The sequence below is a fragment of the Sphingomonas sinipercae genome (genome assembly GCF_011302055.1).
Taxonomy (GTDB): Bacteria; Pseudomonadota; Alphaproteobacteria; order Sphingomonadales; family Sphingomonadaceae; genus Sphingomicrobium; species Sphingomicrobium sinipercae.
In genome coordinates this window covers 1,106,657-1,129,797 of the sequence record NZ_CP049871.1, presented here as the reverse complement: position 1 = coordinate 1,129,797, position 23,141 = coordinate 1,106,657, and the positions used below count along the sequence as shown (strand labels likewise).

Below are 23,141 nucleotides of genomic sequence, written 5' to 3'. Positions count from 1 at the left end.
ACGCCAGCAGCGCCACTACGAGGGACCGGAATGTGGTTGGAAACCTAGCTGTCGGAGGCGGAATAATAGGACTGCAGCGAGTGCACTTCAAGCTTGCGGCCCTGAAGCGCGCCCAAAGACCGTGCGACCGCAAGGCTTGCGGCCGCGGTCGTGAAGTAGGGCACCTTGCTCTTCAGCGCGGTCGCGCGGATCGAATGGCTGTCCTTCAGCGACTGCCAGCCTTCGGTGGTGTTGAACACCAGTTGCACGTCGCCGTCGGTGATCCGGTCGACAATGTGCGGCCGGCCCTGCGCCACCTTGTTGACCTTTTCGACGTCCAGCCCGGCGTTGCGCAGGAAATCGGCGGTGCCGCCCGTGGCAATCACCTTGAACCCAAGCTCCAGCATCGCCGCCACCGCGGGCACGATATGCTGCTTGTCCGCGTCCTTGACCGAGACGAATACGGTGCCGGACCGCGGGATTTTGATACCGGCGCCGAGCAAGGCCTTGCTGAACGCCGCATCGAAGTCGCGGTCGATGCCCATCACTTCGCCAGTGCTGCGCATTTCCGGGCCGAGCACCGGGTCGGAGCCGGGGAAGCTGGCGAAGGGGAATACCGGCTGCTTGACGGCGATATGGCCGATTTCGCGCGGGATCGGATCGAAGGCGGTCAGCGCTTCGCCCGCCATCACGCGCGCAGCAATCTTGGCGATCGGCCGCCCGACCGCCTTGGCGACGAACGGCACCGTCCGGCTGGCGCGCGGGTTGACCTCGATCAGGTAGACATCGAAGCCTGTCCCGAGCGGCGTGGAGGGGCCCTGCACCGCGAACTGCACGTTCATCAGCCCGCGGACCTTGAGCGCAGTGGCCAGCGCCGCCGTCTGCCGCTCGATCTCGTCGACCACGGCGACGGGCAGGCTGTGCGGCGGGATGGCGCAAGCGCTGTCGCCGGAATGTACGCCTGCTTCCTCGATATGCTGCATGACACCGGTGACGAAGACGTCAGTGCCGTCGCAGATCGCGTCGACATCGACCTCGACCGCATCGCGCAGGTAGCGGTCGATCAGCACCGGTGAAGCGCCCGACACGGCGACCGCGGTGGCGATGTAATGTTCCAGTTGTTCGGGGCCGTCGACGACCTCCATCCCCCTCCCGCCGAGGACGTAGGACGGCCGCAGCAGCACCGGATAGCCAATGCGCTCGGCAACCGTCAGCGCTTCCTCGCGGCTGCGCGCAAGCCCGTTCGCCGGCTGCTTGAGGCCGAGCTGGGTTACCAGCTTGGCAAAGCGTTCGCGGTCTTCGGCCAGGTCGATGCTGTCGGGGCTGGTGCCAAGGATCGGCACCCCAGCGGCCTGCAGCTCCGCCGCTAGCTTGAGCGGCGTCTGCCCGCCGAGCTGGACGATGACGCCGAGCAGTTCGCCCTTCTCCTGCTCGCGGGCAACAACCTCCAGCACGTCCTCAGCCGTGAGCGGCTCGAAATAGAGCCGGTCGGACGTATCCGGGTCGGTCGACACCGTTTCCGGGTTGCAGTTGACCATGATCGTTTCGAACCCGGCATCGCGCAGCGCGAAGGCGGCATGGCAGCAGCAATAATCGAACTCGATCCCCTGCCCGATCCGGTTCGGACCGCCGCCAAGGATCATCACCTTGCGCCGGTCGGACACGTCGGCCTCGTCTTCCGGATCGTCGAACAGCGGCGCTTCATAAGTCGAATAGAGGTAGGGCGTGGTCGCATCGAACTCGGCCGCGCAACTGTCGATACGCTTGAACACCGGACGCACGCCAAGCTTCAGCCGGTGCTTGCGCACCTCGGCCTCGGTAACGCCGCCGGTCATCGCCTTCATTGCGTCGTGGACGACGCCCGACTTGGCCTGGCCAGCGGCATGGGCTGATCGTTCCGACAATTGCGCCAGCCGAGCGTCGGAGAAACCGAGCATCTTGAGGCGCCGCATGTCTTCGGCATCGGCCGGCAGGCCGCAGGAACGCACCTGCGACTCCGCCTCGACGATCGAAGCCAATTGATTGAGGAACCACGGGTCGAAGCCGGAAATGGCGTTGATCCGCTCGACGCTGAAACCCTGGCGAAGTGCTTCGGCCGCGACCAGCAGCCGCTCCGGCGCCTGCCGTCCGAGCGCATTTTCGATATCCGCCTCGCCGGCGTTCTCAAGCTCGCGCACCCGGTCGAGCCCGGTCAGGCCGGTTTCCAGCCCGCGTAGCGCCTTTTGCAGGCTTTCCGGGAACGACCGGCCGATCGCCATCACTTCGCCGACCGACTTCATCGCCGTCGACAGGAGCGCTTCGGTCCCCTTGAACTTCTCAAAGGTGAAGCGCGGGATCTTGGTGACGACATAATCGATGGTCGGCTCGAAGCTCGCCGGAGTCGCGCCGCCGGTGATGTCGTTTTTGATCTCGTCGAGCGTGTAGCCGACGGCCAGCTTCGCCGCGACCTTGGCGATGGGAAAGCCGGTCGCCTTCGACGCCAGCGCAGAAGACCGCGACACGCGCGGGTTCATCTCGATCACCACCATCCGCCCGGTCTTCGGATCGATTGCGAACTGGACGTTGGAACCGCCTGTTTCGACGCCGATTTCCCGCAGCACCGCAATGCTTGCGGAACGCATCCGTTGATATTCCTTGTCGGTCAGCGTCAGCGCCGGGGCGACCGTGATCGAGTCCCCCGTATGCACCCCCATCGGGTCGATATTCTCGATCGAGCAGATGATGATGGCGTTGTCGGCGCGGTCGCGCACGACCTCCATCTCATATTCCTTCCACCCGACCAGGCTTTCGTCGATCAGCACCTCGGTGGTCGGCGATGCCTCCAGCCCGCTGCGGACGAAATGCTCATATTCGGCGCGGTTGTAGGCGATGCCGCCGCCGGTCCCGCCAAGCGTGAAGCTGGGCCGGATCACGGCGGGAAGCCCGACCGTTTCCAGGGCCGCCTGCGCCTCCTCCATCGAATGGACGATGGCCGAGCGCGGGCTTTCCAGCCCGATCCGGTCCATCGCGTCGCGGAATTTCTGCCGGTCCTCGGCCTTCTCGATCGCCTCGGCATTGGCGCCGATCAGCTCGATGCCCAGCCGGTCGAGCGTTCCGTCCTGGAACAGCGCCAGCGCCGTGTTCAGCGCCGTCTGCCCGCCCATCGTCGGCAGCACCGCGTCCGGCCGTTCCTTTTCGAGGATACTGGCGACGAAGCCCGGCGTGATCGGCTCGACATAGGTCGCGTCGGCCAGTTCCGGGTCGGTCATGATCGTCGCCGGGTTCGAATTGACCACGATGACGCGATAGCCCTCCGCCTTCAGCGCCTTGACCGCCTGCGAACCGGAATAATCGAACTCGGCAGCCTGCCCGATGACGATAGGCCCGGCGCCGATGATGAGGATGGAGGAGATGTCCGTGCGCTTGGGCATCAGAAAGCCAATCTCGCAAACAGAAGTCCCACCACTGCGCCAAGCACGGCTGCAAGGGCGACGAACGGATCGCGAATGCGGGACGTCCAGGGTAGGCGCGGATCGAACTGAAAACAGCCAATCGCTCCAAATCTCGATTTGTAGCGGTAGATGTTCCCGGCCCGCCAGTAATCGCAATTCTCCTCGAACCAGGCGATTCCGAGCGGAGTCAGCTGCACATATTCTCCCGATTTCCGGCCCGGCCCTATGATTCGCGCAAGACCAAGGTCGATCGCCTCGCTGACCGCGCTGGCCGCCTGTTCGCCGTAGACTTCCTTCCGGGCGACTGTGGCCGTTAGGCTCGACACCATTCTAGGACCGCGTCCGCCCTCCCAATGCGCATACATGTCGGCGAGCGCCGTCGTGGCCGCGCCGGACACGGCGATGCTGCGCAGGTCGACATCGACGGATGCCGGCCTGGTCGGATTCTTCAACTCGTCGGCGATTCCATCGATCACCGCATCATCCCCACGAACTTCTCGAACAGGTAGAAGCTGTCCTGCGGCCCCGGGCTCGCCTCGGGGTGATACTGCACGCTGAACGCCGGCTTGTCCTTCAGCTCGATCCCGCAATTGCTCCCGTCGAACAGGCTGACGTGGGTTTCGCGGATGGTTTCGGGCAGCCCCTCGCGCTCGACCGCAAAGCCGTGGTTCATGCTCGTGATCTCGACCCGCCCGTCCCCAAGCCGTTTGACCGGATGGTTGGCGCCGCGGTGCCCCTGGAACATCTTTGACGTCATGCCGCCAACGGCGAGCGCCAGTAGCTGGTGGCCAAGGCAAATGCCAAACAGCGGCAGCTGAGTCTCCAGCATCTTCTGGATCACCGGAATGGCATATTCGCCCGTCGCCGCCGGATCGCCCGGCCCGTTGGACAGAAAAAATCCGTCCGGCTCGTGCGCCATGATTTCCTCGAACGTCGCCTGCGCCGGAACCACCGTCACCCGCGCCCCGGCCTCGACCAAATTGCGGAAGATATTGCGCTTCGAGCCGTAATCGATGGCGACGACGTGTGGCCGGTGGTCGTCATCGCCGCCCAGCTCGTAGCCCTGCCCCCAGGCCCATTTGCCGCCGCTCCAGCGCTCCACCTGAAGCCGGCTAACGTCCTTGGCGAGGTCCATCCCTTCCAGCCCCGGCCACTCGGCGGCCATGCGTTGCAGCCCATCGAGGTCGAACTCGCCGGACGCATTATGCGCCACGGCGATGGTCGGCGGCCCCTCGCGCCGCACCAGCCGGGTCAGCGCGCGCGTGTCGATGCCGGAAATGCCGATTCGCCCGCGCTTGCCCATCCAGCCGGAAAAGTCGTCGGACGCGCGATAGTTTGACGATTGCGTGACCGGCTCGCGCACCAGGCAGCCGAGCGCATGCGCCTCGACCGCCTCAATATCCTCGTCGTTGGCGCCGACGTTGCCGATGTGCGGGAAAGTGAAGGCGACGACCTGCCTCGCGTAGGACGGGTCGGTCATCACTTCCTGATAACCGGTCATCGCGGTATTGAAGCACAGCTCCCCGACCGCTTGCCCTTCCGCGCCGAACCCCTGCCCCCAGATCACGCGGCCGTCGGCAAAGACGACGACTCCGCTCGCGCCCTTTGGCTGGGGTGCGCGCGTGCGTTGATCGTCGGCCATAGGCGCGAGGAGCCTTCCGTCAGCGGGTTTGCAGCGATGTCGCTAAGCCGCGCTTGCTATGGACATTGGGCGCCTCGGTCAACGGCTGGTCAGCTTCGTAAACCGCGGCTAAAGCTAGACGTTTCCAGCCAGAGTTTAACGATGATCCGAGACGACATCAAAGCCGCGCTCGTCACCGCCATGAAAAGCGGAGATAAAGCGACCACCGGGACGCTGCGACTGGTACAGTCGGCAATCAAGAACCGCGACATCGAGCTGCGGACTTCGGACAAGACGCCCGACGACGACGCGATGGTCACCGAAGTGCTTCAGAAGATGATCAAGCAACGCCGCGAATCGGTCGAGATGTACCGCAAGGGCGGCCGCGCCGAGCTGGCCGATAGCGAAGAGGTGGAAATCGGCGTTATCGAACGCTTCCTGCCCAGGCAGCTCAGCGAAGAAGATGCACGCGACCAGATCCAGTCGATCATCGCCGACACCGGCGCGAGCTCGATGAAGGACATGGGCCGGGTCATGGCGGAAGTGAAAACCCGCCTCGGCACGAGCATCGAGCCGGCCCGCGCCAGCGCGCTGGTCAAGGGAATGCTCGGCTAACCCCCAGGCGCGCCGTCGGCAGCCATAAAAAAACGGCGGCGCCTTGCGGCACCGCCGTCTCTTTGTCGAAGCCTTCAGCTTAGCTGTTGGCGCTCGACAGGTTCGTGCTGACCGAGTTGAAGGTCGTGCTCAGCTGCGTACCGATCGCGCCCATGGCGCCGATCGCCGCAACTGCGATGAGGGCGGCAATGAGGCCGTATTCGATCGCGGTGGCACCGTCTTCATTCTTGATGAGCTTCAGGAATTTCGCCATCTCAAGTCTCCAATTCCACTTTGATGCTCGCGACCGTCGGCCGTTTGCAGAATCGAACCTAGTGCGAAGCGGTTAACGAATTGCCAAAACGAAAAACGGCGGCGCCTTTCGGCACCGCCGTCTCTCTTTGTCGAAGCGTTCAGCTTAGCTGTTGGCGCTCGACAGGTTCGTGCTGACCGAGTTGAAGGTCGTGCTCAGCTGCGTGCCGATGGCGCCCATGGCACCGATCGCGGCAACGGCGATGAGAGCGGCAATCAGGCCGTACTCGATCGCGGTGGCACCGTCTTCGTTCTTAATCAGTTTCAGGAATTTCGCCATCTCAAGTCTCCTAGGCTCCACGTTTACGGGAAGACCCTCCCCCCGCACCTGCGCCGTCCATCGCGTAGGTTGAGGGTGGAAATAACCGGCAGAGAGTTGCCAAAGAGTAAAAGCTACCGGTTTTCGTGGGTTAACCACGTGGCGCGGCAGTTTCGGCTTATTCCACGAGCTGGCGGAGTTCACGCAACGCCTGGCGAAGCGGACGCGTAATCTCGCTCCAGTCCTCGGGCAGCGGGCTCTGCCTGTCCTGCCGCTGCTGTTGCCGCTTGGGCGCGTAGTCGCGCGGCAGGTTCGGCCCCGAGCGCCCATCGATCGCGATCGCGCTGGTCATGAAGTCGCGCCAGATGCGTGCCGGAAGGGTGCCGCCGGTGACCTTGCCGAGCGACTTGTTGTCGTCGCGCCCAACCCACACGCCGACCACCAGATCGCCGGCCATGCCGACGAACAGCGCATCGCGATTATCCTGGCTGGTCCCGGTCTTACCGAAGGTGGGGACGGCAAGCGCGGCGCGCCGGCCGGTGCCTTCGTTCGCCGCTGCCCACAAAAGATCGAGCATTGCGGCACGGTCGCGCCTCGGCTCCAGCCGTGCCGGCGCGTTGAAGAATGACGCGAAGCCGCTCTCTTCGGCTTCCTTTTTATCGAGGCCGAGCGGCCGCACCGGATATTGCCCCGCCGCAATTGCCGCATAGGCGCTGGTCAGCTGGAGCAGGTTCACGCCGGCGCTGCCCAAGGCGACGCTTGGCGCATTGGGAAGTGGGGTCGAGATGCCTAGGTCCCGCGCCGCGCGCAGGACATTGCTCCGCCCCACCGATTCGGACAGCCGCACCGTGGCGGCGTTGCTCGACCGCGCGAATGCCTCGCGAAGGGTGATCGGCCCGCGATAGACGCCATCGACGTTCACTGGAGTCCAGCCGTTCAGCGTGATCCGTTCGTCCTCGATGATGCTGTCCGGGGTCCAGCCCGCCCTCAGCGCCGCGAGGTAGACGAACAGCTTGAACGCCGACCCGGGCTGGCGAAGCGCCTGGGTCGCGCGATTGAAGGGGCTTTCGGCGTAATTCTTGCCGCCGATCATCGCGACGACCTCGCCGCTCGGGCGCATCGCCACCAGCGCCGCCTGCGCCTTGCCAAGCGGGGCGCGGCCGATCGCTCGGACCGCCACCCGCTGCAGGTCGGCATCGAGCGTCGTGCGCACCTCGACCTGCCCGAATTCCGAATCGAACGCAGCCTGCGCGGCAGGAGCGACCCAATCGGCGAAATACGTGCCGGTCGGCAGCTTGCCGCGTTTCTTGACCGGCCGCGCCATTACCGCGTTGCGGGCGCGCACCGGGGTTACGACCTTGGTGTCGGCCATCGCCCTTAGCACCAGCTTGCTGCGCGTCTGGGCCAGCTTCAGATGCTGGGTCGGGGCAAGCCGGGACGGCGCCTGGACGACGCCCGCAAGCATCGCCGACTGGGCCAGCGACAGGTTTTCCGGGTCGCGGCCGAAATAGTGGCGCGACGCCGCCCGCAAGCCATAGACGCCGTCGCCGAAATAAACGCTGGAAAGGTAGCGGGAGAGGATCTCGTCCTTGGTCAGCCAGGCTTCGAGCCAGAAAGCGATAATCACTTCCTGCGCCTTGCGCTTGATGCTTCGGTCTGACGACAGGAAGCTGGTCTTGGCCAGTTGCTGGGTGATCGTGCTCCCGCCCTGACGGACGCCCCCGGCCCGCATGTTGGTCACGAACGCGCGGCCGATGGCGCGAGGATCGATCCCCCAATGGCGGTAGAAGCGCCGATCTTCGATGGCGACGAAGGCGGCCGGCGTCAGCTTGTTGAGCTTCTGGACGTCGACCGGCGCTTCCTTGATCGCGCCACGGCGGGCGATCGGGCGCCCTTCTTCCGACAGGAACAGCATCGCCGGGTTGGGCAGCGGTTCAAGCGCCCGGGACAGCGGTGCGGTGACGATCAGCCAGACCAGGGTCAGCAGCAAGAGGCCGAACAAGCCGTAGACGAAGGGCCGCAGCCGCCGCCAGCGCGAACGGGGCTGCTCCTCGGGCAACGCCTCCGGCATCGGCTCGGCCGACGGCGGCGCGAACGGGTCGGGGAGCTCCTCCACGTTGACGCCCCCACGGCTCCAAATTCCGTCGTAATCGGCCACGCGCGACCCTCACCAACGCTTCGCTGTCTTATGCGTGTAAAACAGTGGCGCTGTTATAACCAGACGGTTGCTGAACAGTCGATTGAGTTTAAGAAGCCGATCCATGCGGCCCTTCACCCCCAGCGGCGCGCTGGCGCTTGCGCTCGCAGCCGCTGCGGCTTGCGCTGCTGGCGCTTGCGGCAAGCAGGACAAAGGCGCGCTCCACGTCGTTTCGATCGGCGGGCCACCCCAATTGGTGGAGCCTTCGGCCGGACCATTGTCGCCCGGACAGGCGCTGCTCATCGCCAATAGTGCGCAGGGCCTGGTTCGGCTCGACGCGCGCGGGCAGATCGAACCGGGGTTGGCGGAGCGCTGGAACGTCAGCGACGATGGGCTGAGCTACGTCTTCCGGCTCGCCAGCACGCACTGGCCGAATGGGCGCAAGGTGACCGCCGAGCAGATCGCGCGAATGATTCGCCGGATGCTCGCACCGGGCAGCAAGAGCGAGCTCAAGGACTCCCTGGGCGCGATCGACGAGATCGTGGCGATGACCGACCGGGTGCTGGAAATCCGGCTCTCGGCCCCCCGCCCCGAACTGCTGCAATTGCTCGCACAGCCGGCGATGGGCCTTGTCTACAAGGGCCAGGGGACTGGCCCCTTCTCCGTCGAGCGGCGTGACGGCCAATTGCGTCTTAGCCGCACGGTCAGCACGCCGGACGAGGAGGAGACGACAGAGGAGCGCTTGGAGCTGTCGGGCGCGACGGCCGAGCAAGCGGTCGCTCAATTCGCGGCCGGGACGGCCGACCTGGTCCTTGGCGGGACCTTCGTCGACCTGCCCACGGCGCGGGCGGCTTCGGTGCCCGATACCGCGCTCCAATTCGATCCGGCCTCGGGCCTGTTCGGCCTGGTCCCGACCCGGACCCAGGGCCCCCTGGCCTCGCCGGAGATGCGGCAGCTGCTCAGCCAGGCGATCGACCGGGAAGCGTTGACGGCGGCGCTGAAGGTTCCGGGCCTGCTGCCGCGGGCAACCGTCCTCGAAGCCGGGCTGTCGAATGTGGCCGACCCCGCGCCCCCCGCCTGGACGCAGGTCGCGATCGCCGACCGGCGGCCCCAGATTGCCGCCGAAGCGGAGCGGCGACTGGATGGCGAGCGACCGATCATCCGCTTGCGCCTTCCCGCTGGCCCAGGGTCGCAGGCGCTGCTCGACAGGCTGAAGCAGGACTGGGGGGCGATCGGTTTCGAGGTGCAGCGCGCGACGAGCGCTGCCGGAGCCGACTTCACGCTCATCGACCAAGTCGCGCCGTCGACATCCGCCGCCTGGTTTCTGCGCCGTTTCCGGTGCGGCACCGCTCGGGTTTGCGACGAGCAAGTCGATGAAATGCTCGACAAGGCGCGATCCACTCCGATCGCCGCAGAGCGAGGCGCGCTGCTGCTGGAAGCGTCGAAGCGGATCGACTCGCTCCAGCTCTTCATCCCCCTCACTGCACCGATCCGCTGGTCGCTGGTGTCGCCGCGAGTCACCAGCTTCGCCGGGAACCGCTTCGGGCGTCACACGCTCATCGGGTTAGAGGAGCGCCTGACCCGTGGAGAATGATCGCAGCGATACTTTGAAGCGCGGCCTCGGCACCCGCTTCGCAACCGACGCCGCCGCAGTTCGCAGCCGAGTCGAAGCGCTTGAGCGCGTGATGGAGCGGTTGGTCGTCGTCCCCGGAATCAACCGGCCAGTCGGCCTTGACGTGATCCTGGACTTCGTGCCGTTCGCCGGGCCAACCGCAGCGGCGGCAATCGGCGCCTATCTGGCCTGGGAAGCACGCAATCTTGGCATGTCCAAATGGCAGATGTCGCGGATGGCCGGCAACATCGGGGTCGATTGGGCGCTGGGCATGATCCCGCTGGTCGGCGCTATCCCCGATTTCTTCTTCCGTTCGAATAGCCGCAACCTGCGCATCATCAGGCGGCACCTGGACAAGCATCATCCGTCCGGCGCGGTCGTGGAAGGATCGGTTACGACCCCTTAGGGCCGAGGCGGACGACCATGTTCGGCACCAACCTTAGCGATTGACCGTCCATTCATGGTCATATTCGACCTCATCCGCGATCGGGCGGCCGAAGCGATCCGTGCCCGGGCGGAAACGGAAGCGCTGCTCGATCAAGCGGCAGGTCAGTTGATCGAGCTCCGGGATGCCGCTGGAACGCCTGACCCGGCACCGATCGGCCCGACCGTTCACTTCGACCGTGAACGTCACGCCGACCTGGCCGCCGATCCCCGCATTGCCGAGGCGCCGGGGGTAATCGCGCGGAAGGATCTCGCCGCCAATCTGCTCTAATTCGGTCCCGCCGCCGTCTCCCTCTTCGCCGGGACCTGTGCCGGCCCCGCCGGTCCCTCCCCCGGCGCCGCTGCCGACGGCCGGCCCGGTCCCGGTGCCTCCCCCCGTCGCAGGTGCGGTCGGGCGAATGGGAACGATGGCTTCGACCGACGGCATTGGGCTGGGACGGGCGATGCCCGGCAATCCGCCCAGAGGCGCGGGGACCGCTTTGGGCGCGCTCGCCGCCGGCGCTTTCGCCGCAAGACGCTGCTTCAGAATCTCGATTTTCGTTGGTTCCGGGATTGGGAGCGGCGGCAAGGCGACTTCGATCAGCTCCTGGGCAGTGTCCTTGATTCGCCCGACCGAGACCTGCAGCCCGCACAGCAAGGCGAGGAGCAAGCCGAGCTGAATGACAGCCGCCGCGGCAAGCGCAATGAAGCGCTCCCGCGGCGGCACTGGTTCAAAATTGCCGGGCATGACGGCCCGAGCCGGATTTAGCGCCAGTAACAACGCTTCTTGGCGGTGATGCTGCGGTCGATCGCGCGGCCGGCAAGCGCGCCGCCCACGATGCCAGCGCCGGTGCCCAGGATACCCTTGCCGAGCACCTGACGACCGACCACTGCGCCGCCGACGCCGCCGGCGACAAGGCCGGTCGTGCCCGAGGAGGTGCGGCAATATTTGCGCGCATAGTGAGTCCTGCCGCTCTTCAGCTTGTGCGTATGGTAACGGCCAGTGGCGTGCGCCGCGGCCGGCGCCATGACGGCCGGGACCGAGCTAGTCGCCACCAGGGCGACGGCAGCGCCGATCATTGAAAAAGTTCGCATAGGATAATCCTTGATTGTTTCGTCAGGCGAACGGCTGTTCACGAACGAAAGTTGCGCCGGTCACGCCGAACCTCCGGTGAACGTAACCCTGGCGACGGCGAACCGTGCCAAACGAACGACGGTCAATCGCCGCTGATTCGCGGGTCGATCGCTTCCGGCGTGACTGGACCGTCGGCAATTTTCGGCGTGCCGACATCGCCCTGCCCAACGGTCCGTCCGGCCATCTCCAGCATCCGTTCCAGCGGCACGCGCGCCTTTTGCATGGTGTCCGCATCCAGCTCGATCCGCGGTTCCAAGTCGCGCAACGCAACATAGAGTTTTTCGAGCGTGTTGAGCGCCATGTAGGGGCACATGTTGCAGTTGCAGTTCCCGTCGCCGCCGGGAACGCCGATGAACGTCTTGTGCGGCGCCGCTTTTTCCATCTGGTGGATGATGTGCGGCTCGGTCGCGACGAGGATTGTGTCGGCGGGCGAAGTCAGCGCGAAATCGAGGATCGCTTTGGTCGATCCGACCAGGTCGGCATGGTCGACGATATGCGGCGGGCATTCCGGATGGGCGGCAACGGGGGCGCCCGGGTGTTCCGCCTTGAGCTTGAGCAGCTCAGTCTCGCTAAAGGCCTGATGGACGATGCAAATGCCCGGCCAAAGCAGCATTTCGCGATCCAGCTTGCGCGACAGATAGCCGCCCAGATGCCGGTCCGGGCCGAAAATGATCTTCTGGTCCTTTGGAATCTGGTCGAGGATGATTTGCGCGCTGCTCGACGTGACGATGATGTCGCTGAGCGCTTTCACCGCGGCCGAGCAATTGATGTAGGTCAGCGCAATGTGGTCCGGATGGGCTTCGCGGAAGGCCTTGAACTGGTCTGGCGGGCAGCTGTCTTCCAGGCTGCAGCCGGCGTCCATGTCGGGCAGGATCACGGTCTTGTCCGGGGAAAGGATCTTGGCCGTTTCCGCCATGAAGCGGACGCCGCAGAAGGCGATCACTTCGGCGTCGGTCGCCGCCGCGCGGCGCGAGAGATCGAGGCTGTCGCCAACGAAGTCGGCGAGATCCTGAATTTCCGGCTTTTGATAATAATGGGCAAGGATGATCGCATTGCGTTCGCGCTTCAGCCGGTCGATCTCGGCGAGGAGGTCGAGCCCCTTCAGGCTGGTCACGGGTGCGGTCATCGATTGCCCTCCGGCGAATAGATTGGGTTAGCGCGGGCCATTGGCAAGCACTTCGGCCATCGACGGGCTGACATCCCAGCGCTCCTTGTCGCGATAGCCATCGGTGGGGAAGCGAACGACGACTTTGACATCGCCAAGGCCGGCCACCTCGAGCGGCGTTTGCAGGGTCGCCGCAATCGCCTGCCGCGCATTGTCCCGCGCCTTGGCCAGATGTTCCGGCTTGTTGGCTTCCTTCACCGCCGCCTGGTTGGCGAGGCCGGCAGCGCGGCGGCTGAGGTTGTCGGCGGCGCCCCGAGTGACGAACAGGCCGCTGGTGGCCAGCGTCTGCCGGCGCGATTCATCTATATTGGGACGACCCACGGTCACCGGCGGCGCCTCCACCAGCAGGGTCTTGCGCTCCGCATCCCAGCGATAATCGTCGGCGTCGAGCCCGGCGAGGTTGACGCTGTAATCGATCGAATACGGCAGCTTCACCTTCTGCGAGGACCGCAGGATGCTGAGCGCGCCCGGATCGACCGTCGTGACGTCGAACATGCCGCTGACTTCGCCAACCTTCAGCGCGTTCTGCCGCGAGAAGGTCGCCGAAATGACCCGCGCGACGCCCTGTGCCTGCGCCAGTTCTTCCCGCTCGCGCCGCCGCTCGGCCCGATCGGCGAAGAATATCGTCAGCAGGATGCCGATGATGATGATTATCACGGTGCCGGCGCCGATAATCGGCCGCAACCGGGGTGGATCTACGGGATTGGAAACCATTGCTCGCCCTTCTGGACGACGCGGCCCCGCCGCTCAAGGTCGATGAGGTGGGCCAGCACCGATCCTCCGGCGGCGGCGATCAGCCGGGGATCGAGGCCGGGGTAAGCGGCGCCGACGATTTGCGGGATGCTCGCCGGCCGGTCGGCGACGATCGCAAGGATCTGCCGCTCGCGTTGCAGGCGATGGCCGACCAGGTGGCGCACATATTGCTGCGGATTGGTCACCGCCGGCCCGTGCGCCGGATAGTAAATGCGGTCCGCGCGCCCGCGCAACTTATCGAGGCTGCGCATATAATCGGCCATGTCGCCGTCGGGCGGGACCACCACGGTCGTCGACCAGCCCATCACGTGATCGCCGGTGAACAAGGCATCGCCCCAGGCGAAGCACAAGTGATTGGACGTATGGCCCGGTGTTGCAACGGCGGTCAGCAGCTCGCCGTCGATGTCGATGGCGTGCCCGTCGCAAAGCACCGTGTCCGGCACATAGGCCGTGTCGAAGGACGCATCGGCGCGCGGCCCGACATCGGCCAGTGCCAGCGGCGCGCAACCGACGATCGGTGCGCCGGTCCGCTCGGCCAGCGGCCGCGCCGCCGGGCTGTGGTCGCGATGGGTGTGAGTGCAGGCGATGGCGACCAGCTCCCGACCGGCCAACGCATCGACGATGGCGTCGACATGGTCCGGCAGATCGGGACCCGGGTCGATCACGGCGACTTTCCGCTCGCCGACCAGGTAAGTTTGCGTGCCGGTGTAGGTGAAGGCCGACGGATTATGCGCCAGCAGCCGCGCAATAGCCGGCTCGATCGGTTCCAGCGAAGCGTAAGGGGCGTCCACGGCACTGCCTGTGCCATGAACGCCCCTTGTGGGTAAGCCCCGGCTTAATTGGCGCGCAGCTCAGCGATCTTGGCGCGAAGCCGAGCGACGATCGAGCTCTTGTTCTGCGGGTCCATATCCTGATTCGCCTCAATGCCCTTGAGGCTCTTTTCCAGCATGTCGGCGAACTCGGCGTTCGACTTGCCATCGTCGGCGCAGATGAAGAAGTGCGACGTCTGCTGCGCATTCTTTGCGTTCGAGCTGCCCGATGCTTCAAAGCTTCGCGCACTGCATGAGTGAACGACGGCTGTGCGGGGCGCGCCCGACGCTTCGGCGACCTTGCCGTTCGTGACGACGAACCGCTGGGTCTGGATAACCCGCCCCTTCCCGTCGGCGGCCCGAGCTTCGCCGTTGGTGATGACGAAGCTTCTCACCTGCGGGACCGCCGGGGGCGGCGGCGGAGCGGCAAGAGCGGCGGCCGCGATCCCTGCCGCCGGCGCGGTCGGGGCCTTGGGCGCAATCGGCGGATGCGGAGCCTTCGCTGCCGGCACCGGCGCCGGGACGAGGGTTAGCGCAATGGGCGACGTCGGTAACCTCGGCCCCATGGGCACGGCGATGACCGTGTGCGATTGGGGCGTGGGCTGGGCCTGTGCCGTGATCGCTATCCCCCCGGCCGCCAGTAGCGCAGCGACGGCTACCCCGGCCAGGCGCACCGCGCGCCCGTGTGTCAGCTTCAGCATGGTCAGTCTCCCTTTGAGGTCGGCGATCGTGGTCAAGGTGCAAATGGCGCGCGGCACAGGCGCGGCGGCGCATCGCACCAGGGTTTCGGCGTAGGCAGCGCGCTGGTCGCCGTTGAGCCGTTCCGCCAATTGCGCATCGCAGGCCGCTTCCTGGTCGATGCGGAACGCGCGGTAAGCGGCGTGGGCGAGCGGGTTGAACCAGTGCAGTGCAAGGACGACGGTCGCTCCCGCCAGCGCGAGCAGGTCGAAGCGACGGTGGTGCAAATGCTCATGCGCCAACGCGAGCTCCCGCTGTTCGGGGGTCACCCTCGCGGCGAAGTCGACCGGAAGGATGATTCGCTTGCGCAGGATGCCGACCGCGACCGGCCCCTCCACTCCCGGGCTCTCGATCAGGACGGGGCCGGGTTCGCCCGAAAGCCTGCGGCCCTGCCGCAGCGCCCGCGATACGAACCGGTGGTGGGTGACGAGCTGGAAGACCAGGAAGAGCGCCGCGCCCGCCATCCATAAATAGAATAGCGCTTGGGCCAGCCCGGGCGATGCCGAAGCCGGCGCCGCGGCAGCGATCGTCGCCGGATCGTACACGATCACGACCGCCGTGTCGGCGACCGGTTCTGGCGGCGATGGGACCAGCAGCTTGAGCAAGGGTGCAAGCCACAAGGCATAAGCTGCGCGCGGGCCGAAAATGCGGGCGACCGGGCGGCGGATCAGCAGGACCAGGCCGATAAGCAGCGCGGTCGCGATCAGCGTTTCGGTGACCCAGGCAATCATTTGCGCAAGTCCCGGATCAACTGTTCGAGCTCGGCAAGGTCTTCCGGATCGATCTCGCGCTGTTCGACCAATTGCGCGACGAGCGGCGACACGCGGCCGCCGAACAGGCGCTCGACCAGGCGGTTCGCCTGCCGTCCCGCCACTTTCTCGCGGGCGAGCAAAGGTTCGTACAGGAACTTGCGTCCTACCGGCTCGGTCTTGACCGCACCTTTCGCGACGAGCCGGGACAGCAAGGTCTTCACTGTCGCCAGGGACCAGCTTCGCTCCGCCGGCACGCGGTTCGCCACTTCCGCAGCATCGAGCGGGGAATCGTCCCACAGCAACTGCATGATCTGCAGCTCGGCTTCACTGATCTTGGTGTTGGTGTCGCTCATGTGATTACATTTGTAATCATCACATGAACGGTAGGTGAATGGTTACGCCGCGGTTGCTTTCGCCCGCTTCGCCAGCACCTTCGGATAAACATGCCCGAACAGGGCTTCCATGCTGTGATCCCAGGTAAACTCGCGTGCCAAGGCTTGCGCGGCGTCGCTCATCGCCGTCCGGTCTGAGTCGAGCACGGCAAGGATGTTCGCGGCCATCGCGCCCGAATCGTCGATCGGCCCGAGCCGGCCGGTGCGGGCATCGACCCGGTCGACCATTGCCCCGGCCGCCACCCCGACAACCGGCAGCCCGGATGCCTGCGCTTCGACGATCGAGACTCCGAACGTCTCGTCGCGCATCCCGGAGACATAAATGTCGGCACTGGCGAGCCAGCGCGACAGTTCGGCCCTGCCCTTGACGAAGCCGGGCGTGACGATCCGATCGTCGCCAAGTTCCTGGACCTTCTGGCGGAACGGCCCCTCGCCTAGGAGCACGAGCTTCGCGCCAAGTTCCCTTGGCAAGCGGCGAAACGCTTCGACGACCACATGCGGGCGCTTTTCGGAATCCAGCCGCCCGACGTAGATCAGCAAAGGCTGATCGGCGCGGAGGCCAAGCTCCGCGCGAAGGCTGGGGTCGCGCTTCGATGGCGAAAATTCGGCCAGTTCGACACCCAGCGGGACGATATCGACATCGCTTACCCCGCTCGCCCGCAATTTGGTCGCGCCGCCATTTTCACTAAGCGCACAAACCGCGTCGAAATGGCGGTAGAGATTGCCGCAGTACCGATAGGCCAGCCGTGCAGCCGCCCCCGCGAGCGCGCCGCCAAGGAAGCGGCGGAACGGCCGTTCGACATAAACGGTCGGAAAGTCGGTCATATACACCGCCACCAGGGCAGTGGCCGGGTGCGCCTCGCGATGCCGGAATGCCGCCCAGGGCAGGTTATAGGCATCCTGGCACTCGACAATGTCGGGCCGGTACTTGGCCAGGGCTTCGCGAACCGCGCCATTGCGAAGCAGCAGCCGGTAATTGGGGCTTCCCGGCACGGGCGGCGACTTGATGGTCACCGTCATCGCCCGCTCATGGTCTTGCGCGATCGTGTCGGCTGCTCCCGGCACGATCAGGAAGTGCCGATGATTTGTGTTTTCGAGGATGTGGCTGCGCTTGTGGCGGATGTAGGTCCCGACGCCGCCGCCGACGGCCGACCAGCTTTGCGTCAGGTCGCAGATCAACAAGCTTCGGCCCATCTCGTCCAACATCGCTTCACTTCACTCCAAAGCCGCCGTCGCCCTTTTCCGATCCTTCACGGCTGGCAGTGTCGGAATTCCTTACAGGATGCGCTTCAGCCCTGTTCGACCCCCGGCAAAGAATGGCTATTTTTCGCCACAAATTCCGTTTGGCACAGGCGTTGCTTAGTTAAATGCGTCCACTTGGTTCCACGCCAACGAAAAGGACGGTGTCGGCGGTTTTCTCTGGTCCCGCCCTCACCGTCCTTTTTTGTTGTGGCTAAGCCTCGGCGCCGACGAGCTGTTGCAGCTCCCCGCTCTCGTACATTTCCATCATGATGTCGGACCCGCCGACGAACTCGCCCTTGACGTAAAGCTGCGGGATGGTCGGCCAGTCGCTGTAAGCCTTGATGCCGTCGCGAAGATCCGGATCCTGAAGCACGTCGACCGTTTCATATTTGGTGCCCAGCCGATCGAGCATGGCGATCGCCCGGCCGGAAAAGCCGCACTGCGGGAACAGGGCCGTCCCCTTCATGAACAGGACGACGTCATTGCTGCGGACGATCTCTTCGATCCGCTCGTTGGCGCTACTCACTTCGCAATCTCCTCAGGGGCTGCAGTCTGAAGCTGCAGCGCGTGCAATTCGCCCCCCATCCTGCCGCCGAGCGCGGCATAGACCTGTTGGTGCCGCTTGACCCGGCTGACGCCTGCAAACGACGCGCTGACGACCTTCGCGGCATAATGGTCGCCATCGCCGGCGAGGTCGGTGATCGTCACCGACGCATCCGGGATCGCCGAGACGATCAGCCGTTCAATCTCGTCTGCGGGCATCGGCATTACTGGTTCGTCGCCTCGATGATCTGGCGGCGCGCTTCGACATTCTTTTGTTCGAGCGCCTCGCGAATTTCCGCCTCGTCAGTCTCGACCCCGGCGTTGGTCAGGTCGCCAAGCACCTTGCGGATGACGTCCTCGTCACCGGCTTCTTCGAAGTCGGCGCGAACCACATCCTTGGCGTAAGCGTCCTTTTCCTCGTCGGAGAGGTCCATCTTGCGGCCCGCCCATTCGCCGAGCAGCCGGTTCCGCCGCGCCACGATCCGAAACTTCATCTCTTCATCGTGGGCGAACTTCGCTTCGAAGGCGCGTTCCCGGTCGTCGAACTGAGTCATTCCGTTCCTCTCAAAATTTGCGCTTCAATTAGGCATCGCCGCGGTGATCGTCCAGCGGCGCTCAAGGATCGCGGCTGCGCTGGTCGTCCACCACCTGCCGCGCGGTCATTCCATCGAAGGTCGTGCGGGCGAGCGCTCCGGCATCGCGCTGGGCCATGCGCCGGCCGCCGATGCTGTGAATGGCGCGGTCGAAGACCAGCCGGTCGGCGTTGGATAGCTCCCGGCGGGCAAGTTCGGTCGTGCGTTCGAATTGGTGCTGGCTCGAGCCATCGATGACCACCGGTTGCTCACGGCTGCAGGCGGACGCCGTAAGCGCCAGGGCAATGGCAAAACCTAGGGCTCGACGATCCACCGTCGAATGATAGCCGCCAGCGCCCGCCCAAGGAACAGCAACAGCTCGGAGCCGTGCCGCGCGTCCAGCGCAAGCGTCGCCCGCTGGCCCAGCGCGATCAGGCCGGACGGAAACGGTGCCTCGGCATCGATCCGGACGAGCGCTTCGGCACCGATCAGTTCGCACGCCGGCCCGAATAGCGGGTGCCCCCGTTCGACGGTCCGCATGTCTACCGGCGGCAGGTCGGCAAGCATCCGGCTGAGGAAGCAAGAATCGACGAGCTGGACCCCGCTGCCGTCGGCCCGGAAGCCCTTGTCGCCGACGATCAGCCCGACCGCGACGGCATCGATGCCAAGAATCAGCGGCCATTCCTGGGTGACCACGTGCAGCAGCGTTTCGACGCTGTCGGTTTCAAGCGCGGCGAGCACCGCCGCGTGGATCGAAGTAACCGCGCCCGAATGGCCGCGGGCGAAGGCGATCAAATCCTGGTTGGCTTCTTCCGCCTCGCCGAGGCGAGCGCGAAGGCGAGCCAACGCATGTTCTTCGAACTGGATCAGCTGCGCCATAGGAGGCGAGTGTACGCCCGCAGCGGTTAATTTCCTACCAAATCAGACGATCGACTGCCCCGTTGCCTGCCAGTCCTTGAGAAAGCTGGCGATACCGGAGTCGGTGAGCGGATGCTTGAACAGCTGGTGGATGATCTTGGGCGGTGCCGTCATCACGTCCGCGCCGAGCTTCGCAGCCTCGACCACATGGATCGGGTGACGCACGCTGGCGACCAGGATCTCGGTCGCGAAATCGTAATTGTCGTAGATCATCCGGATATCGGCGATCAGGGCCATGCCGTCGAAGCCGACATCGTCATGGCGCCCGACGAACGGGGAAATGAAGGTCGCTCCCGCCTTGGCCGCGAGCAGCGCCTGCGCCGCAGAAAAGCACAGGGTGACGTTCACCATAGCGCCGTCGCTGGTGAGCGCTTTGCAGGTTTTCAGCCCGTCGGGCGTCAACGGCACCTTGATGGCGATATTGTCGCCGATCTTTCGAAGCACTTCGGCCTCGCGCATCATCTGGTCGTAGTCGAGTGCGACGACCTCGGCCGAGACCGGCCCCGGCACCAGCCTGGCGATTTCCGCGACGACTTCCAGGAAGTTTCGGCCCGATTTATGGATGAGCGACGGGTTGGTGGTCACGCCGTCGAGCAAGCCGGTCGCGGCAAGCTCGCGGATTTCATCGATCTCGGCGGTATCTGCGAAGAACTTCATGACTACCCTGTTCTGCTGCGGTGAACAGCGGCATAGCGGCAGCGCAGCAGCCAGTCATCACATTCGCTTGGAGGGCAGATGGACGAGCATGTGAGGATCGAGCGCGACGGCGGCCTGCTCTCGCTGTCCCTGACACGGCCTGAGCGGCGCAATGCCATCACCGTCGCAATGTACGCAGCGCTCGCCGACGCCGTCGAAAGCGCGGCCGGCGACGATTCGGTCAGGGTCATCGCGATCCGCGGGAAAGGCCAGGATTTCACCGCCGGCAACGACCTGTTCGACTTCCTCAACGCCTTGCCCCGGGCCGAGGATATACCGGTGACGCGACTGCTTCGTGCGCTTGCTTGCAATCCCAAGCCGCTGGTGGCGGCGGTGCAGGGCAATGCGGTCGGGATCGGCACCACCCTCCTTCTCCACTGCGATCTCGTGATCGCCGAGGAGAACGCGCGCTTCTCGATGCCGTTCGTCGACCTTGGCCTGGTTCCGGAAGCGGCGAGTTCGCTTCTGCTACCGATTCTCGCCGGCCGCCGAAGGGCGGCAAGCTGGCTCCTGCTTGCCGAACCCTTCGGCGCCAAGGAGGCGCTTGAGGCCGGCGTGATCAGCCACATCGTCCCGCCTGGCGCAGGGCCACAAGCGCTTGATGAAATGGTCCAACGGCTCCTGCGCAAACCGCCGGAAGCATTGAAGCTGACCCAGCGGCTGTTGCGTCAGGGCGGCACCGACGAAGTGCTGGCCCGAATGGACCTGGAGACGGGATTGTTCGCAGAGCGGCTGCAAAGCGACGAAGTCAAAGCTGCGATCGCTTCTTTCTTCGCTGGCCGCGGGAAGTCCTAGGAGGCTTCCGCGACCCAGACGCGCTTGCTGCGGCTGACCTTCACAGTCGGCCCGGGGAACAGGAGCAGGTTTGTTTTCTGCTCGTAATTGACCTGGAGATCCATGAACGTGCTGCCGTCCGCCGTGCCGTCAACCGGCGTGGAGACGGAAAACTTTCCCGGACCGATTCCCCAGACGGCGCTGTTCATCTTCGCGACGATCGCAGTTTTTTCAGGGACCGGCCAGATGGTCGCAGCGCGCGCGCCCTCGCCGAGCGCGTGGTGGATCCCCGACATGGCGCGGAACACCATGCCCAGCTGGATGATCATCCACAGCATAGCGATCAGGATCGGCAGGGCGAATGCCAACTCAACGACCGTCGCGCCTTCTTCGTGGCGAATGATTCCCGACCGCAGCTTCATCCCACCCTCACGCCGGTGGTCGAGGAAATATGATACTTTCCGTCAGCCGCCGTTCCGAATTTAAGCGGGAACATGGGGGTGTAAGTGTCCGTCACGGTCGTCTTGATGTAGCGCAGCTCGGTCTCCCCGGTGGCGCACTCCAGCGAGTAGTCCGTCGTGACGCCGTTGCATTTCAGGAGATATTCCGCAGTCACGTTCGACGCGCTGATCCGCCCGGTCTTGCAGGTACCGTCAGCGTTCGCGCCGTTGATCTGGCAGACGGCTTCCTTCTGGATAGCGGCTTCCGGCGTCGTCTCACCGGTCGTCTGCATGACCTTTTCGATGGCCCGCTGCGACGCCTGCTCAAGCTCCAGCTTGCGGCTGTAGGCGATGCTGATGTCGGAAATGCCGACCACCATCAGCGCCAGGACCGGCGCGACCATGGCGAGCTCGATCGTCGCGACGCCACCTTGTTCGCGGGCCAGTAAGCGCAAGCGACGCAGCATCATGCGACGAGCCTCACTCGACGGGCATTGTCACCGCCGCCGATGGGGGAGAGACCGGCCGCAGCACATTCGTTGCTGACCTTGAACTTGGAGCTTCCGCTGAACTCCACCCGCTTCGACACGATCTGCAGGCAGGGCGCGGTGGTGCCGGCGCCACCGTTATACAGAAGCGACCGGTTAGGGATGTAGATCGCCCCGGTCAGCGATGCGCCGTTATTGCCGTTGATCTGGTTTTGCGTCTTCTTGCCGGTGTCGGTCCCGCGAGCGTCCTGCATCAGGACCATGCCCTGATAGGTCCCGCTGGTCGGCGCGGTAAGCGCCAGGTTGCCACCGGTGATCTTGATATTTCCGGTCTTCGTCGGGTCGGCGTAGTTCGTCATGATGACCGTGCAGCTGCCGCAGCTGAGGCTGGAGCCCGTGCTGTTCATCGTCAGGTCGCCGCCGTTGATCACATAGGTTGCGTTGCCCAGCTTCATGGTGCCCTGAACGGTCAGATCGCCGGTGATGCAGACCACTTGCCCAGCGCTGTCGGTGCCCGACCAATCGATGGGAAAGTCGCTTTTGTTGACGTTGACGGTACGCGTGCACGCCGTCTTCGCAGGGATTGGCACCTTGGCGAAGGGATCCGCGACCGGCGAGCTGTACGGATCGTAACTGTCGACCGTCCACTTGCTGGAGTAGCTGACGCCGCCGGCCGCGGCGATCGAGCGCGCGACCACGGTCGACCCGATGCCGGTGTTGGTTGCGGCCGTCGACGGGTGCTTGGAGTTGGCGATCAGTGAGCAGTCGCCCATGTCGATATCCGTGCTGCCGGCAATGTCGATGCCGACCGCGGACGCGCTCGGGTCGAGGGCGACGACGCAATATTCGGCGGCGCCCGGAACGCTGGCGGCAGTTGCGACCACGCTAACCCGGGGCGCATTCTTCAGGAAAATGGAGCTGAACGGCAGCGCCTTGGAAAGCTCCAGCGTGACTCGCACCCGACGCTGCGCGTCGCCGTCGTTCGCGAGCAGTTCCACCTTCGGAAATCCGGTATTGAGCGCGATCCCGGTGTGATTGTTCAGTTGCAGGTCGGTCGTGACGCTGGCGTTGACCGCCGTTTCCGTGTCGGTCTTGACCCGCGTGTACACGCCGGCGATCGCCGCGGAGTCGGCGGCGCGCTGCAGCTGGCGCTTCCACAAGGCCCACTGGATCGTGTCGGTCGCCAGGCCAGCGGCGCCGACCAGCAATGGCATGCAGGCGCCGGCAAGGACTAGGATGTTTCCGCGCCGGTCTTCCCGGAGACGTTTGAACAATGCGATCATCGGTAAAAGCCCCACACATTCCTGCGCATGGTGCCGGTCTACGGTAAGCAAGGTAATCGAAGCGTTGCGTAGG

The 23,141-nt window shown here is 65.0% G+C and carries 27 protein-coding genes; 4 read left to right on the top strand and 23 right to left on the bottom strand.

All coding sequences use genetic code 11. From position 1 onward, the window contains the following. Positions 1–44 precede the first annotated feature (44 nt). From carB to carA, 3 genes are read right to left on the bottom strand one after another with little or no spacing between them, the layout of a single operon-like run. On the bottom strand, positions 45–3,389 hold the full coding sequence (carB, locus tag G7078_RS05935; protein WP_166093990.1) for a carbamoyl-phosphate synthase large subunit: 3,345 nt from the start codon (positions 3,387–3,389) through the stop codon (positions 45–47). Next, positions 3,389–3,886, bottom strand: a complete 498-nt coding sequence (locus G7078_RS05930) for a hypothetical protein (RefSeq protein ID WP_166093988.1) — start codon at positions 3,884–3,886, stop codon at positions 3,389–3,391. The genes carB and G7078_RS05930 overlap by 1 nt, the downstream gene beginning before the upstream one ends. Beyond that, positions 3,883–5,052 (bottom strand): glutamine-hydrolyzing carbamoyl-phosphate synthase small subunit, encoded by a 1,170-nt coding sequence (gene carA, locus G7078_RS05925; protein ID WP_166093986.1) that lies wholly within the window; start codon positions 5,050–5,052, stop codon positions 3,883–3,885. Before carA ends, G7078_RS05930 begins: the two co-directional genes overlap by 4 nt. 141 nt (positions 5,053–5,193) lie before the next feature. Here carA and G7078_RS05920 point away from each other — a divergent pair, with 141 nt between their 5' ends. Continuing rightward, positions 5,194–5,646, top strand: coding sequence for a GatB/YqeY domain-containing protein (locus tag G7078_RS05920; protein ID WP_166093984.1), 453 nt, complete (start codon positions 5,194–5,196; stop codon positions 5,644–5,646). Between the two features lie 79 nt (positions 5,647–5,725). On the opposite strand, the gene G7078_RS05915 is transcribed toward G7078_RS05920, so the two are convergent. From G7078_RS05915 to G7078_RS05905, 3 genes are all read right to left on the bottom strand, one after another. Beyond that, positions 5,726–5,899: a Flp family type IVb pilin gene (locus tag G7078_RS05915; RefSeq protein ID WP_166093982.1), complete on the bottom strand. Its 174-nt coding sequence runs from the start codon at positions 5,897–5,899 to the stop codon at positions 5,726–5,728. A 144-nt stretch (positions 5,900–6,043) separates the two neighbouring features. After that, complete coding sequence (locus tag G7078_RS05910; protein ID WP_166093982.1) at positions 6,044–6,217, bottom strand: Flp family type IVb pilin; 174 nt, start codon at positions 6,215–6,217, stop codon at positions 6,044–6,046. A 157-nt stretch (positions 6,218–6,374) separates the two neighbouring features. Then, positions 6,375–8,354 (bottom strand): transglycosylase domain-containing protein, encoded by a 1,980-nt coding sequence (locus G7078_RS05905; protein WP_246166272.1) that lies wholly within the window; start codon positions 8,352–8,354, stop codon positions 6,375–6,377. A 103-nt stretch (positions 8,355–8,457) separates the two neighbouring features. Here G7078_RS05905 and G7078_RS05900 point away from each other — a divergent pair, with 103 nt between their 5' ends. Both G7078_RS05900 and G7078_RS05895 read left to right on the top strand, forming a co-directional pair. Next, positions 8,458–9,927, top strand: a complete 1,470-nt coding sequence (locus G7078_RS05900; RefSeq protein ID WP_166093980.1) for an ABC transporter substrate-binding protein — start codon at positions 8,458–8,460, stop codon at positions 9,925–9,927. Continuing rightward, the gene (locus tag G7078_RS05895) at positions 9,917–10,351 is read left to right on the top strand and encodes a DUF4112 domain-containing protein (protein WP_246166270.1); all 435 of its coding nucleotides are present in this window, start codon (positions 9,917–9,919) and stop codon (positions 10,349–10,351) included. The genes G7078_RS05900 and G7078_RS05895 overlap by 11 nt, the downstream gene beginning before the upstream one ends. A 33-nt stretch (positions 10,352–10,384) precedes the next feature. On the opposite strand, the gene G7078_RS10915 is transcribed toward G7078_RS05895, so the two are convergent. The 14 genes from G7078_RS10915 to fsa form a co-directional block, all read right to left on the bottom strand. Then, the gene (locus G7078_RS10915) at positions 10,385–11,095 is read right to left on the bottom strand and encodes an energy transducer TonB (RefSeq protein WP_246166269.1); all 711 of its coding nucleotides are present in this window, start codon (positions 11,093–11,095) and stop codon (positions 10,385–10,387) included. Positions 11,096–11,133: 38 nt separating this feature from the next. Further along, positions 11,134–11,448: a hypothetical protein gene (locus tag G7078_RS05885; RefSeq protein ID WP_343037788.1), complete on the bottom strand. Its 315-nt coding sequence runs from the start codon at positions 11,446–11,448 to the stop codon at positions 11,134–11,136. Positions 11,449–11,585: 137 nt separating this feature from the next. Further along, positions 11,586–12,629: a quinolinate synthase NadA gene (gene nadA / locus G7078_RS05880; protein WP_166093975.1), complete on the bottom strand. Its 1,044-nt coding sequence runs from the start codon at positions 12,627–12,629 to the stop codon at positions 11,586–11,588. A gap of 27 nt (positions 12,630–12,656) precedes the next feature. After that, a complete protein-coding gene (locus G7078_RS05875; RefSeq protein ID WP_166093973.1) occupies positions 12,657–13,352 on the bottom strand; it encodes a DUF4230 domain-containing protein in 696 nt (231 codons plus the stop codon). An 11-nt stretch (positions 13,353–13,363) separates the two neighbouring features. Then, entirely contained in the window at positions 13,364–14,212 is an 849-nt protein-coding gene (locus G7078_RS05870) for an MBL fold metallo-hydrolase (RefSeq protein ID WP_166093970.1), read from the bottom strand. Between the two features lie 44 nt (positions 14,213–14,256). Next, positions 14,257–15,699, bottom strand: coding sequence for a M56 family metallopeptidase (locus G7078_RS05865; RefSeq protein WP_166093968.1), 1,443 nt, complete (start codon positions 15,697–15,699; stop codon positions 14,257–14,259). After that, positions 15,696–16,073 (bottom strand): BlaI/MecI/CopY family transcriptional regulator, encoded by a 378-nt coding sequence (locus G7078_RS05860; RefSeq protein ID WP_166093965.1) that lies wholly within the window; start codon positions 16,071–16,073, stop codon positions 15,696–15,698. Before G7078_RS05860 ends, G7078_RS05865 begins: the two co-directional genes overlap by 4 nt. A 42-nt stretch (positions 16,074–16,115) precedes the next feature. After that, the gene (locus G7078_RS05855) at positions 16,116–17,318 is read right to left on the bottom strand and encodes a glycosyltransferase (protein WP_166093962.1); all 1,203 of its coding nucleotides are present in this window, start codon (positions 17,316–17,318) and stop codon (positions 16,116–16,118) included. 247 nt (positions 17,319–17,565) lie between these two features. Next, on the bottom strand, positions 17,566–17,880 hold the full coding sequence (gene grxD, locus G7078_RS05850; protein ID WP_166093960.1) for a Grx4 family monothiol glutaredoxin: 315 nt from the start codon (positions 17,878–17,880) through the stop codon (positions 17,566–17,568). After that, on the bottom strand, positions 17,877–18,122 hold the full coding sequence (locus G7078_RS05845) for a BolA family protein (RefSeq protein ID WP_166093956.1): 246 nt from the start codon (positions 18,120–18,122) through the stop codon (positions 17,877–17,879). Before G7078_RS05845 ends, grxD begins: the two co-directional genes overlap by 4 nt. Beyond that, on the bottom strand, positions 18,122–18,451 hold the full coding sequence (locus G7078_RS05840) for a DUF1476 domain-containing protein (RefSeq protein WP_166093954.1): 330 nt from the start codon (positions 18,449–18,451) through the stop codon (positions 18,122–18,124). Before G7078_RS05840 ends, G7078_RS05845 begins: the two co-directional genes overlap by 1 nt. 61 nt (positions 18,452–18,512) lie before the next feature. Further along, positions 18,513–18,803 carry a hypothetical protein gene (locus G7078_RS05835; protein ID WP_166093952.1) on the bottom strand — a complete coding sequence of 97 codons (291 nt, stop codon included), beginning with the start codon at positions 18,801–18,803 and terminating at the stop codon, positions 18,513–18,515. Next, a complete protein-coding gene (locus G7078_RS05830) occupies positions 18,785–19,348 on the bottom strand; it encodes a DUF484 family protein (RefSeq protein WP_166093950.1) in 564 nt (187 codons plus the stop codon). Before G7078_RS05830 ends, G7078_RS05835 begins: the two co-directional genes overlap by 19 nt. A gap of 42 nt (positions 19,349–19,390) precedes the next feature. Further along, entirely contained in the window at positions 19,391–20,044 is a 654-nt protein-coding gene (fsa, locus tag G7078_RS05825; RefSeq protein WP_166093948.1) for a fructose-6-phosphate aldolase, read from the bottom strand. 78 nt (positions 20,045–20,122) lie between these two features. Here fsa and G7078_RS05820 point away from each other — a divergent pair, with 78 nt between their 5' ends. Beyond that, positions 20,123–20,878: an enoyl-CoA hydratase gene (locus G7078_RS05820; RefSeq protein WP_166093946.1), complete on the top strand. Its 756-nt coding sequence runs from the start codon at positions 20,123–20,125 to the stop codon at positions 20,876–20,878. Here G7078_RS05820 and G7078_RS05815 read toward each other — a convergent pair. The 3 genes from G7078_RS05815 to G7078_RS05805 are packed head-to-tail and all read right to left on the bottom strand — an operon-like array spanning position 20,875 to position 23,068. Then, a complete protein-coding gene (locus G7078_RS05815) occupies positions 20,875–21,279 on the bottom strand; it encodes a TadE/TadG family type IV pilus assembly protein (RefSeq protein ID WP_166093944.1) in 405 nt (134 codons plus the stop codon). The two genes, G7078_RS05820 and G7078_RS05815, sit on opposite strands and share 4 nt — an antisense overlap. Beyond that, a complete protein-coding gene (locus G7078_RS05810) occupies positions 21,276–21,767 on the bottom strand; it encodes a TadE/TadG family type IV pilus assembly protein (RefSeq protein ID WP_166093941.1) in 492 nt (163 codons plus the stop codon). The genes G7078_RS05815 and G7078_RS05810 overlap by 4 nt, the downstream gene beginning before the upstream one ends. Beyond that, positions 21,764–23,068, bottom strand: a complete 1,305-nt coding sequence (locus tag G7078_RS05805) for a pilus assembly protein TadG-related protein (protein WP_166093939.1) — start codon at positions 23,066–23,068, stop codon at positions 21,764–21,766. Before G7078_RS05805 ends, G7078_RS05810 begins: the two co-directional genes overlap by 4 nt. Between the last annotated feature and the right edge of the window lie 73 nt (positions 23,069–23,141).